The organism is Cohnella sp. AR92 (genome assembly GCF_003990975.1).
Taxonomy (GTDB): Bacteria; Bacillota; Bacilli; order Paenibacillales; family Paenibacillaceae; genus Cohnella.
Window position 1 is genome coordinate 61,577 of record NZ_RZJR01000003.1, and the last position, 12,725, is coordinate 74,301.

Sequence of the window (12,725 nt, forward strand, 5' to 3'; positions counted from 1 at the left end):
CATGGCGAATTTAGAGAGAAGATCATCCGTCTCCCACGGAATCAACAAGACGATCATTTATATCGTATGCATTGTCTTGGCGCTGCTTAGCATCCTTCCGTTCTGGATCATGTTCGTCAATGCGACTCGTTCGACGCCCGAAATTCAAAGCGGCCTCTCGCTCATTCCATCGACTCACTTGTCTACGAACTGGCACGTACTCACGAGCAAGAGCTTCGATCCGCTTAAAGGGTTCTTCAACTCGATGATCATCTCCGGCATCTCGACGCTCTGCGCGGTCTACTTCTCGTCTCTGACCGCCTACGGGATAGTCGTGTACAACTGGAAATGGCGCCAGCCGTTCTTTACGTTCATCATGTGCGTCATGATGGTTCCGGCGCAGGCGAGCGCCATCGGTTTCTATCAGTTCATGTATCAGATGCACTGGACCAACAGTTTCCTGCCGCTCATCCTGCCGGCGATCGCATCCCCGGCGATGGTGTTCTTCATGCGGCAATACCTGCTCGGAACGCTGAGCTTGGAGATCGTGGAAGCCGCGCGCATCGACGGATCGGGCGAGTTCTCCACCTTCAACCGGATCATCATGCCGATTATGGTCCCGGCTGTGGCGACGCAAGCTATCTTTGCTTTTGTCGCGAGCTGGAACAATCTGTTTATGCCGTTGATCCTCCTGACGCAGAAGGAGAAGTATACCTTGCCGATCATGGTAAGCTTGCTGAGAGGCGATATCTACAAGACGGAATACGGCTCGATTTATTTGGGGCTGTCGCTGACTGCGCTTCCGCTGTTCGTGATATACTTCTTGCTGTCTAGATACATTATCGCCGGCGTGGCGCTAGGCGGCGTGAAAGAGTAGTTTAAAGTCCTTGTTCTTTCGCAGCGCGCCAAAGCTATCCGATCGGCATGGGGGAGACAGACGTGTACAAACAATGGCGGCTGCTTCCGGTGCTTGCAGCCAGTCTTGCTCTTGTCGCAACCGGTTGCGACAGCCATTCGAATGAGGACGATCGGAATTCGGGCAAGACTACGGACGAGAAAGTCACCATCAATATGATGCACATCTACCCGCAATCGGGCGCGGCGGCGCAGTACAAGATCGTAAACAAAATCATCAAAGAGTATCAAACGGAGAACCCGAACATCGTCATTAAGCAGGAAGTGCTCGACAACGAGCAATACAAGGCGAAGATCAAGGTGCTCTCCGCCATCAACGATCTCCCGGATATCGGCATGACTTGGGCGGCCGGCTACCTCCAGCCCTTCGTGGGAGGCGGCCTCTTCGCCCCTCTGGACGATCTGCTGCAGAGCGACTTGAAGGACTCGTTCGTTGCGGGCACTACCGAAGCTTATGCCATCGACGGGAAAACGTACGCGCTGCCGCTCGAGTTCAACCTCGCTCCGATCTATTACAATAAGAAGATCTTTGCGGAGTACGGCCTTCAGGTTCCAACGACCTATGACGAATTCCTGAAGGTCGTAAGGACGCTTAAAGACAACGGAGTGGTGCCGATCGCTCTCGGCAACAAGGACCGATGGACGGGTTCCCTCTGGTACATGTACATGGCTGACCGGATATCCGGTACGGAGATGCTCGCGAACGCGATCAAGGGCAAAGCCAGCTTCACGGATCCGGGGCTGATCCAATCGGCGAAGAACATTCAAGACCTAGTCGGCATGGATGCCTTCAACGCAGGCTTTAACGGGCTCTCGAACGATGAGGTCAAAGAAGACTTTATCCAAGGCAAAGCCGCCATGTACCTGATGGGAACCTGGGAGCTTCCCAACTATACGACCAACCGGAGCGTAGCTCAGGAGCTTCGCGACAACATCGGATTCTTCAAGTTCCCGACGGTTCGAGGGGGCAAGGGGAATATCGACAGCTGGGTAGGAGGCCCCGGCGTCGGTTTGTTCGTCGCCGAGAATTCGCCTGTCAAGGAAGAAGCGAAGAAATTCGTCGATTATTTCGTGAAGCGCTGGGGAGAAGAGTCGGTAAGGGTCGCAGGCGTCATACCGGCGACCAAGGTGGACACGACGAAGGTTTGGCTCCCGCCGCTTTATACCGATCTATTGAACGAGTTGAAGAAAGCGACGAGCATCTCGCTGTTCGCGGACGTTCAGATGACTTCGGGAGCGGCGGAGGTTCACCTGAACCAAATCCAGGCGCTGTTCGGCCAAGCCGTCACTCCCGCGCAGTTCGCCGCCATGCACGACCAGGCCTTTAGGGCCAATCCATAAGAAACCAACAGGAACGGGACCGTTCCGCCAGCGGCGGAATGGTCTTCTTTCTAAATAATTCAGAATTTTAAAGTCCCACTCTTATCTATTTTCCGAATAACCTCCGCAAAGCTTCTTTAGCGTCCAAAGGACGCCGCAGGAGGTTTTGCTTGTTAGAAGAACTATATAAACCAAAGGATAAGGTAAAGTTTCCAAAGTGCAAAAGGGGGGATGTTCAACTAGAATACATCTATTGATTGCAGGGACAGGGAGGTCTTTTATTGTGATATAATTGTAAGCGATTACAGTTGATTCGAACGGAACGGTACCGTCCGGGTTAGGGGAGGCGCGCATGAGAAAAGTGATCCTGGTCGATGACGAGAGGCTCGCCCGCCTTGGACTTGTGGGCATGATTCCATGGGAGGAATACGGCTACGAAGTCGTAGGCGAAGCGGAAGACGGGGAAGATGCTCTTACCTTGATCGAGCGGACGGAGCCGGATGTCGTCATCACGGATATTCGCATGCCGGTCATTGACGGTCTCGAATTGATCCAGGCAGTGCGGGCACGGGGCGGCAAAGAGATTGGCTTCATCATAATCAGCGGACACGGGGACTTCAAGTATGCGCAGCAAGCGGTTCGGTTCGGCGTACAGGATTACTTGCTAAAGCCGATCGACGAGAAAGAGCTTGTCGATGCGCTGATTCGGATTCGCAAGCAGCTGGAGAAGGAGCGTTCATCGCTGGAGGCCGGCGAGGCTCTTCTGCATGCTTCTTTGTTCGAGAACCTGCTCTCGGGCAGGGCGGAGGAAGATTCGATTCGCGCCGCGTCAGCCGCGTTCGGATTGCCGGAGCATGCGACTCTGCGCTACATGGCCGTGGAGCTGAACGATATGCCGCTTAGCGCAAGCGATGCCGAACGAATCGAGCTGTCGGAGAAGGCGAAGAGAGCGATCTCGAAGGCATTGGCGCGATCTTCGCAGTTCACCGAACCCTACATTCACCGCCGGGGGGAGCATGAGCTGGGAGTGCTCGTGCCCGATGCAGCAGCCGGTTTGGAAGCTCGAAGAATCGGCGAGGAATTGGAGAGGGCTTGCGCGGGCCTTGGTTCCGTCGTTCCGAAGATCTACATAGGAGAAGCGGTTATCGGTCTTCGCCAGATTCGCCAGTCGTACCTATCCATTGCGGACGGGATAAAGCGCAAGTACGCGCTCGACGACCGGAATGTGCTCTTGCATGAAGAGATGAAGGGAATCGAGCTGAACTACCGGGAGATCGACAACGATCTGTACGACGAGCTGATCGAACGCTTGGAAGAGCAGAAGATCGACGCCATGATGGAAACGGTCGAGAAGATGCTCCGGGCGTTCCGCGAGCAAGGGATGTCGGCCGAGTCCATTCGCGCCGCGATCTCTCGTTGCGTGCATGAAGCTTCTCGTATCCTTACGAACATGCATGGCGATTCCACGAAGCTAGCGACCTTGAAGCCCTTGCTGGAGTGGGCGGAACAACCGAGGACGCTCCGAGGTATTCGCGAGCTGCTGCTGGGCTTTCTGACCGATTGTGCGGAGTACGTTACCGAGCTTCGCGGAGCCATCGGGAAGGGAGATATCGGCAAAATCAAAGCTTATATCGAGAGCCATTACTGCGAGAATATCAACTTGAAGAGCATTGCCAAGCGGTATTACATGAACCCGGTCTATCTGGGCCAGCTATTCAAGAAAACCTATGGTTCTTATTTCAACGAATTCCTTCTCCAGCTGCGCATTCGGGAAGCCAAACGCCAGCTTCGGCAGACAGACAAGAAAGTATACGAGATCGCGGCAAGCGTAGGGTTCGGCAACCCGGATTACTTCGTCTCCCAATTCGAGAAGGTAGAGGGGAAGTCCCCTACCGAATACAAGAACGCCATGTTGGGCAATGTGTGACCCTTTATCGGATCCTTCGATAAGATCAATCAAGCTCGTGAAGCGAGATCAGCTGAGAGGAATGAAGGCCAATGACCGCGACTAAGGAAAATAAGGCCGGAGCCTTCCATACGGAGAGCTACCGCAATCTGCTGGCGGAGTACGGATATTCGGCGGAAGAGATCGACGCCCGCTTGAAGACGACGTGGGAGCTCTTGTTCGGTCCTAACGAATCGACGAGAATCTATTATCCGGCGGGAGAGGACAAGGGCTACCTGCTCGACACCGGCAATCTCGACGTTCGGACGGAGGGCATGTCTTACGGCATGATGATGGCCGTTCAGATGGACGACCGGGAGCTGTTCGATCGGCTGTGGAGATGGACTTACGATTACATGTACATGACGACGGGCGTCCATGCGGGCTACTTCGCTTGGTCCTGCAACCCGGACGGCACGAAGAGGGCGCACGGTCCCGCGCCCGACGGGGAAGAGTACTTCGCGCTGGCGCTATTCTTCGCCTCGCATCGCTGGGGGGACGGCGAGCATCCGTTGGATTACGGCACGAAAGCCCGGGAGCTGCTGCGGGCGTGCCTTCATAACGGAGAGAACGGCCCCGGTTGGCCGATGTGGAATCGAGAGAACCGGCTGATCAAGTTCATTCCGGAATTCGAGTACTCCGATCCTTCTTATCATCTGCCTCATTTCTACGAGCTGTTCGCGCTGTGGGCTTACGAAGAGGACCGACCGTTCTGGAAGGAAGCGGCGGAGGCGAGCCGCGAATACTTGAAGCTTGCCTGCCATCCGGAGACCGGACTCGCCCCTGAGTACGCTTATTACGACGGAACGCCGAATAACGAGAACGGCTTCGGCCACTTCTTCAGCGACTCCTACCGGGTTGCGGCGAATGTCGGACTCGATGCCGAATGGTTCGGCGGCAGCGAATGGTCGCGGCTGCAGGCGGACCGCTTGCTGCGCTTCTTCGCGAACCAAGACCCGTCGGACCTGCGGCGCTACCGCATCGACGGGGAGCCCTTCGAGGAGAAGGCGCTGCATCCCGTCGGCCTTATCGCGACGAACGCGTGCGCTACGTTGGCTTCGCCTGCGGGACCTGACGCGCGGGAAGCGGTAGAACTCTTCTGGAACACGCCCGTACGCGAAGGAGAGAGAAGGTATTACGACAACTGCTTGTACCTGTTCGCGATGCTGGCTCTCAGCGGGCGTTATCGAATCTGGAAGCCGGAGAGCAACTGATTGGGCTGTAAGACGCGCAAGCGACCGATCCTTGAGGATCGGTCGCTTGTTTGTTCTATTCGACATCCTCCTTGCGAATCTCCTTGATGCCCATGTCCGTGAACTCCGGAACCTTCTGTCCCTCGCTTACTTCCAGCAGCGTCTCGACGATCGCGCGGCCCCAATCCTGCTCGTTCTGCGAGATAACCGCGGTCAGTTGTCCGTTCTGCAGCGCTTCGGTGCTGGTCGGATTGTTGCCCATCGAGAGAGAGATCCTATCCAGGCCTTTGGCCTTCCAGATGAGGGTGGCGACGGAAGTCGATACGACGTCGAGGCTGACCATCGCGCTGAAGTGAGGGTGGGCATTGATCATGCTCTCGATGTCGGCCATCGCGCGATCCTCGCTTCCTTGATTATACCGAACCTCCAGCACTTCGATGGAAGATTCTTTGTCCAGGTAATCGAGCAGTCCTTCGAGCCGTTGATGCAGGCCGAGCATCTCTTGCATGCCGGTCTCGACGATGATCATGCCCTTGTTGCCCAGCAGATTGCTGATCGTGATCGCGAATTGCCTGCCGGTGACGTAATTGTCCGCTCCGATATAGGCGGTTCTTCCGCTCTTCGGAGCGTCCGATTCGAACGTGATGACCGGAATGCCGGCAGCGGTCGCTTTCCGGATAACGGGGGAGAGGGCGGCGGCATCGACCGGCGAGATCGCGATTCCGTCGACCTCCTGTTTGATCATGGATTCCATGATCCGAATCTGCTGCTCGGTATTGGCCTCGTCCGGAGCATTGACGATCAAGGAGACGTTCCGGCTCTCCGCCGCCGCCTTCGCTTGTTCGGTGATCGTCTCGTAGGTCGTATAAGCGATCGGATAGATGATGCCGAATGTCTTGGAGGCCGTTTGGCCGACCGGCGATGAGGCGTCCGGCGTCGCCGACGCAGGCGAATCCCGCCCGGAGCCCACGCAGCCGCCAAGCAACGCGATGGCGAGTACGAATGCCGCTCCCGGCAGGAAGAGGCGAAATGCCCGGTTGATTATCTCCTTACGAGCCATCTTTGAATGCCTCCAGGCGGCCGGCCTTGAGCTCGGCGGTTCCTTGGTTTCGATATTCCTTGGGCGTCATGCCCGTGAATCTCTTGAACAGGTTCGAGAAATAATGGGGATCGCCGTAGCCGACATCGAAGGCGATCTCGAACGTCTTGTTCGGCGTCGACTGCAGAAGCTCCATCGCCCGCCGGATCCGAACCTGAGTCAGGTATTCGGTCAGCGTCTGTCCCATCTCTTGGCTGAAGATCTTGCTCAGATGGCTCGGGCTGACCCGGACGTGGGCGGCGATATCCTTAAGGGACAGCTGATCGTTGGGATAATGCTCTTGAATGTAGGATTTGACCTTCTCGATCGTATCCCCGTACTTGTCGGACGATTCGATTCTCCACAGCCAGAGCTGCTGCAAGAGCGCTTTCAAATAGTCGCAGCTGTCTTCCCAGGAGGAGACCTTGCGCAGCGCCTGCTGCATGCGCCCGATGCTGTCGGCCGGATCCTCGGAGGAGCGGAACCATATCTTGGCGGTGCGGAACGCCTCCAAGGTCAAGTCGTTAAGCAAGTAGAAGCCGTATAACGAAGCTCTCCAATCGACCTGCTTCAGATCTTGGGAGAACTCCCTCACGAAGGCATCCCGCTGGCCCATCGTGCCGATCTTCAGGAAGTCGAGGAATCCGGCGCGGTCCAGCAAGACGTCCATCTTCTCGCGGTAGGTCGCTTCTCGGAGAGATACCCTGTTCTGGCGGGTTAGGCGAGTAATATGCTGGTCCTCTTGGGCTTCCAGGTAGGAGACGTGAATGCCTTGCAGCCTCTCCTGAAGGCTCCCGGCTCCCATCGCGATCTCGCAGCCGAACCGATCCTCCAGCTTCGCCCGGATCAGGGAGCCCATCTGCTCGATCGCCTCCGAGATGCTCTCCGCGGAGCCGCTCTTCAGAATGCGAACCAGCTCCGTGCGTCCGCGGACGAAGGTGAAGCCTTCGACTCCCGGCGTCTCCAATAGGTCAAGCTCGCTCTGAATGCCCTTCAGATCGGCCTCGTCCGGCGCATTGGCGGATTCGTGACAGCGGATGTCCAGAACGGTAACGGCGTAGAAACGGGCGGTAAGCGAGAGGGAGAGCTTCTTAGCGGTTTCGATCGCCTCCGAGGTTCCGATCAAGCCGCCGCACAGGTCGGAGAGAAGCTTCTCTCTCGTGACTCCCTGGCTGCGTTTCAATTGCTGTTCCTCGTCGATCTTGCGGCTCACCTTGTGAAGCAGCGAGATCAGCTCCGACGCGCTGATCGGCTTCAAGCAATAGTCCTCCACGCCGAGTCGGATAGCAGCCTGGGCATAGCGGAATTCATCGTGCCCGCTCATGACGATGATCTTGATCTCGGGCATCTGCTTATTCACGATCGAGGCCAGCTCCAAGCCGTCCATGAACGGCATCTTGATGTCCGTGATCAGAATATCCGGTCTCTGTTCTTCTATTATAGGCAGGGCGACCTCGCCATCCGAAGCGTCCCCGCAATACAGGAAGCCTTCCTTCTCCCAATCCACGCATCGGCGGATCGTCTCCCGGATCAGAATCTCGTCGTCCACGATCATGACTTTCTTCATGAATAAGGCCTCCTTTATTTCTTCGGAATTCGGATCGTCACTCTGCTACCGACCCCGTATTGGCTATCCAGCTCGATTCCGTATGGAGCTCCGAAGTAGAGGCGAATCCGGTGCTGGACGTTGAGCAGTCCGAACCCGCCCTCCCGTTCATCGTCCGCCATGACATGAGCGTCGGCCGGCTTCTCCAATTCCTCGCGCAGAGACTCCAGCTTCTCCGGCGCGATGCCGATGCCGTTGTCCTCGACGGTAAGCACCATGTAGTCCCCTTCGGCGTAACCGCCGATCCGGATCATTCCTTGGCCGCGTTTGTTCTTGATCCCGTGATAAATGGCATTCTCGACAAGCGGCTGCAGCGACATCTTCATGATCGGATACACCTGCAGGGCCGGGTCGACATCGATCTCGTATTGCAGAATATCTCGATACCTCATCTGTTGGATGACCAGGTAGTTCTCCGCGTGCTCCAGCTCCGTTTTGATCGAGATCCAATCCCGGCCTTTGTTCAAGCTTAATCGGAAGAAACGGGATAACGCTTTGACCAGCTTGATGACGTTCTCTTTGTTCTCGGCCTCGGCCATCCACAGAATCGAATCCAAGGTATTGTAGAGGAAATGAGGATTGATCTGGGCTTGAAGAGTGCGCAGCTCCGCCATCTGCACCCGTTCCTGCTCGCGCCTGCTTCTGTCGATGAGGGATTTGATTTTCTCCAGCATGATATTGAAGCTGTTCCCTAGATCGGCGATCTCGTCGTCCCCGTGAGGCCTTACCTTGGCATCCAGATAACCGCTGGCGGCCTTGCGCATCTTGTTCATGAGGATCTGAACCGGCCTCGTAATGCGCTTGGTGAGGAAGAAGTATAACGTTAAGGCGAACACGGCGCTGAGCAGGACGCTTAGGAAAATAAGCTGCCGAATGCCGTATGCCTCCGCAACGATCTCCTTGAGCGGGGCGGCTCCGACGATCGTCCATCCCGTCTGCTTCGAAGCGCCGTACACGACGAATTGCTGCCGCGAGGAGCCCTTAAGCACGAAGCTGTCGCTGTCCGCCGTCCGCGGTTCGGCGGCGATCCGCGCCATCATCTCGGCATCGGCCCGATCGGACGGGGGCTGGAAGACCGTCGCGCCATAGGCGTCCATTATATAGAAGTAACCCGTTCGCCCGATGACGGCGCTCGATAAATAATCGTCGATCATGGAGTCGTCCAGATCGATGACGATGAAGCCGATGACTTCATGCGTGATGCGCTGCTTGACGGCCGCCATAATAGAAAGCGCATTCTTCTGCGGGTAAGCGAAGCCGTCCAGGCGGTCGATGTCCGAGGTAGACGAGTAAGGCAGCCTAAGGATGACATCCGGGTATTGGGTCAAATATTGAAAATGAGGGTTGCGAAGCGGGTTGCGATCCAATTGGAAGACGCCTTTCCGTTCGCTGATGCCTTTGCCATAGAAATTGACCATCGAAATATTCAGCACGTTGCCGAACTTGTTCGTCTCCCGGTAGAGCTGGAACGTCTGAAGAATCGCTTTGGCTTCCTCGTACGTCTCGGACTGGGAGTAGAGGAATTGAAGTACCTGAGGGTTATTGCCCAGCTCCAGCAGCCGTTCCGTGTCCTCGAACAGGATATCGATATTGCGGGCCAACTGCTCCGCGGCAAGCTGAGTAGACGCTTTGCTGTGGTTCGAGACCGCGGAATAGGATTTCTGATAGGAGATAAGTCCGACGGCCAGGAGCGGCACGGCGGTCAGCATGATGAACATGCTTAGCAGCTTGGCTCGCAGGCTGGAAGTTATCCAATTGAACAGCTTCATAGGCCATTCCTCTCGGAAGGAAGGATTCTCTTATAGAGCCTAATTATAACTTATTTCCGCATCCGATAGAGAGATTCGCGAAATAATACACCTTTTCCATAAGAAAATCCACTTTCCGTCGCCCCGCGATCAAACTGCGCAAATAATCCCAGCAAACCCGAAAAGGACTCCATATAAACGGCAAAGCGGCCGGTTCTATAATGAGGTCACACCGAGGCCGGTGAAACAATGGGGAGGATTAGCCATATGAAGAGCAAGAAAAAGTGGGGTACAGGTCTGGCGCTCGCCGCTCTGATCGCATTAACGGCCGCTTGCGGCAGCAACAACGGCAACAACCAAGCAAGCAATTCCGCTTCTCCCGAGCCGTCCAAGGCGGCGACGAGCAGCGAAAGCGCAAGCCCGAGTCCAAGCCAGAGCGCGGAGACATCCGGCTCGAAGAAGATTACGCTCGGGTTCTCCCAAGTCGGCGCCGAGAGCGGCTGGCGGACGGCGAATACGAAGTCGATTCAGGATTCGGCCAAGAACGCGGGCTTCGATCTGAAGTTCTCGGACGCTCAGCAGAAGCAAGAGAACCAGATCAAGGCGATCCGCTCCTTCATTCAACAGAAAGTGGACGTCATCGCCTTCTCGCCGGTCGTCGAATCCGGCTGGGACACGGTGCTGAAGGAAGCGAAGGACGCGGGCATTCCGGTCATCCTGACGGACCGCGCGGTAGACTCGCAGGATAAGACGCTGTATAAGACGTTCATCGGCTCCGACTTCGTCGAAGAAGGCAAGAAGGCCGGCCAATGGGTCTTGGATAAGTACAAGGACACGGACAAGGACATCAACATCGTCGAGCTGCAAGGCACGACGGGCTCCGCTCCGGCGAACGACCGCAAGGCGGGCTTCCAAGAAGTAATCGGCGCCAACTCTCACCTGAAGATCATCGCGTCCCAGACGGGCGACTTTACCCGCGCGAAGGGCAAGGAAGTCATGCAAGCGTTCCTCAAAGCGCATAAGGATATCGACGTTCTCTACGCGCATAACGACGACATGGCGCTTGGCGCGATCCAGGCGATCGAAGCCGCAGGCCTCAAGCCGGGCGTAGATATTACCATCATCTCGGTTGACGCGGTCAAAGACGGAATGACGGCCGCTTCGGAAGGCAAGATCAACTTTATCGTCGAATGTAACCCGCTGCTCGGACCGCAGCTGATGGAAGCCGTTCAAGCCGTCGTCGACGGCAAGGAGATCGAGCCGCGCATCGTCACGAAGGAAACGACGTTCACCTCCGAGCAGGCGAAGGAAGCTCTTCCTTCCCGCGAATATTAATCGAAGCTAGATTTGGATACGCAGGGAAAAGTCACTCTATCGGGCTGTTCGCCTCCGAGTGGCTTTTCTCGCGTCATAGAAGGGAGAGAACTCCATGGCAGATCCATCTCCGATTCTTAAGATGACGGGCATTACGAAGCGTTTCCCGGGGGTTACGGCGCTGTCGAACGTAGACTTTCGGCTCTTCCCGGGAGAGGTTCATGCGCTTCTCGGCGAGAACGGAGCGGGCAAGTCGACGCTGATCAAGGTGCTGACCGGCGTCTATTCCATTGATGAAGGCTCGGTCTCGATAGAGGACCGTCCGGTCGCGATCGCCAGCCCGCTCGAGGCGCAGAAGGCAGGCATCAGCACCGTTTATCAAGAGGTGAACCTCTGCCCGAATCTCTCCGTCGCCGAGAATATTTATATCGGAAGAGAGCCGAGGAAGCTGGGGAGAATCCTTTGGCGGCAAATGAACCGGGATGCCGAGCTGCTGCTGAAGGAACGGCTCCATCTGTCGATCGACGTGACGCTGCCGCTGCAGTCTTACTCGGTCGCCATTCAGCAGCTCGTGGCCATTGCGCGCGCGCTCAGCATCTCGGCCAAGGTGCTCATTCTGGACGAGCCGACGTCCAGCCTGGACCAGAACGAAGTAAAGCAGCTGTTCGCGGTCATGCGCAAGCTGAAGAGCGAAGGGCTCGCGATCCTGTTCGTGACGCACTTTCTGGATCAGGTCTATGAGATGTCCGATCGGCTGACCGTTCTGCGCAACGGAGAACGGGAAGGTGAATACATGGCGGCGGAGCTGTCGAGATTCGAGCTCGTGCTGAAGATGATCGGCAAGGATCTCAAGCTGCTGGAAGAGCTGCCGAAGCTACCGTCCGAATTCAAGAAGCAGGCGGGAAACAAGATGATCTCCGCGTCCGGTCTGGGAAGAAGGGGAGCGATTCAGCCGTTCGACCTCGATATTCTCAAGGGAGAGGTCGTCGGGTTGGCGGGGCTTCTCGGCTCCGGAAGAACGGAGATCGCCCGACTGATCTTCGGGGCGGATCGTCCGGACGAAGGGAAGCTGACCGTCGGAGCGACGGGAGCCACGGTCAAATCGCCGCGAAGCGCGATCGAACAGAGAATCGCCTTCTGCTCGGAGAATCGGAAGACCGAGGGGATTATCGACGACCTGACGGTTCGGGAGAATATCATTCTCGCGCTGCAGGCATCGCGGGGCTGGTTCCGCCCGATCTCGCGCAAGAAGCAGGATGAGATCGCGGAGCGGTACATTCAGATGCTCAACATCAATCCGAAGAATTCGGAGCATCTGATCAAGAACCTGAGCGGCGGCAACCAGCAGAAGGTACTGCTCGCCCGCTGGCTGCTGACCGAGCCGGAGCTGCTCATTCTGGACGAACCGACCCGCGGCATCGACGTCGGCGCCAAGGCGGAGATCCAGAAGCTCGTTCTCTCCCTGGCGAAGCAGGGGATGGCGGTACTCTTCATCTCCTCGGAGATGGAAGAGGTCATCCGCGTAAGCGACCGCGTCGCCGTCCTGAGGGACCGGAGCAAAGTGACGGAGCTCGGCGGCGATCAGATCAATCAGCAGCAAATCATGCAAGCGATGGCAGGAGGTTGA

Annotated in this window: 9 protein-coding genes; 6 read left to right on the forward strand and 3 right to left on the reverse strand. The window is 56.6% G+C overall.

Annotated elements, in window-relative coordinates:
• Position 1: 1 nt before the first annotated feature.
• The 4 genes from ELR57_RS05065 (at position 2) to ELR57_RS05080 (ending at position 5,373) form a co-directional block, all read left to right on the forward strand.
• Positions 2–856, forward strand: coding sequence for a carbohydrate ABC transporter permease (locus ELR57_RS05065; protein WP_126957936.1), 855 nt, complete (start codon positions 2–4; stop codon positions 854–856).
• 62 nt (positions 857–918) lie between these two features.
• Positions 919–2,235, forward strand: a complete 1,317-nt coding sequence (locus tag ELR57_RS05070) for an extracellular solute-binding protein (RefSeq protein ID WP_238162408.1) — start codon at positions 919–921, stop codon at positions 2,233–2,235.
• A 331-nt stretch (positions 2,236–2,566) separates the two neighbouring features.
• A complete protein-coding gene (locus tag ELR57_RS05075; RefSeq protein ID WP_126957940.1) occupies positions 2,567–4,141 on the forward strand; it encodes a response regulator transcription factor in 1,575 nt (524 codons plus the stop codon).
• A 71-nt stretch (positions 4,142–4,212) separates the two neighbouring features.
• Positions 4,213–5,373, forward strand: coding sequence for a family 8 glycosyl hydrolase (locus ELR57_RS05080; protein WP_126957942.1), 1,161 nt, complete (start codon positions 4,213–4,215; stop codon positions 5,371–5,373).
• Positions 5,374–5,428: 55 nt separating this feature from the next.
• Here the strand turns inward: ELR57_RS05080 and ELR57_RS05085 are convergent, their stop codons facing one another.
• The 3 genes from ELR57_RS05085 to ELR57_RS05095 are packed head-to-tail and all read right to left on the reverse strand — an operon-like array spanning position 5,429 to position 9,805.
• Positions 5,429–6,412, reverse strand: coding sequence for a sugar ABC transporter substrate-binding protein (locus ELR57_RS05085; RefSeq protein ID WP_126957944.1), 984 nt, complete (start codon positions 6,410–6,412; stop codon positions 5,429–5,431).
• Entirely contained in the window at positions 6,402–7,997 is a 1,596-nt protein-coding gene (locus ELR57_RS05090) for a response regulator transcription factor (RefSeq protein ID WP_126957946.1), read from the reverse strand. The genes ELR57_RS05085 and ELR57_RS05090 overlap by 11 nt, the downstream gene beginning before the upstream one ends.
• A 14-nt stretch (positions 7,998–8,011) precedes the next feature.
• Positions 8,012–9,805: a sensor histidine kinase gene (locus ELR57_RS05095; RefSeq protein WP_126957948.1), complete on the reverse strand. Its 1,794-nt coding sequence runs from the start codon at positions 9,803–9,805 to the stop codon at positions 8,012–8,014.
• Between the two features lie 246 nt (positions 9,806–10,051).
• On the opposite strand from ELR57_RS05095, the gene ELR57_RS05100 reads away from it, so the two are divergent.
• Both ELR57_RS05100 and ELR57_RS05105 read left to right on the forward strand, forming a co-directional pair.
• Positions 10,052–11,119, forward strand: a complete 1,068-nt coding sequence (locus tag ELR57_RS05100) for an ABC transporter substrate-binding protein (protein ID WP_126957950.1) — start codon at positions 10,052–10,054, stop codon at positions 11,117–11,119.
• A gap of 94 nt (positions 11,120–11,213) precedes the next feature.
• The gene (locus tag ELR57_RS05105; protein ID WP_126957951.1) at positions 11,214–12,725 is read left to right on the forward strand and encodes a sugar ABC transporter ATP-binding protein; all 1,512 of its coding nucleotides are present in this window, start codon (positions 11,214–11,216) and stop codon (positions 12,723–12,725) included.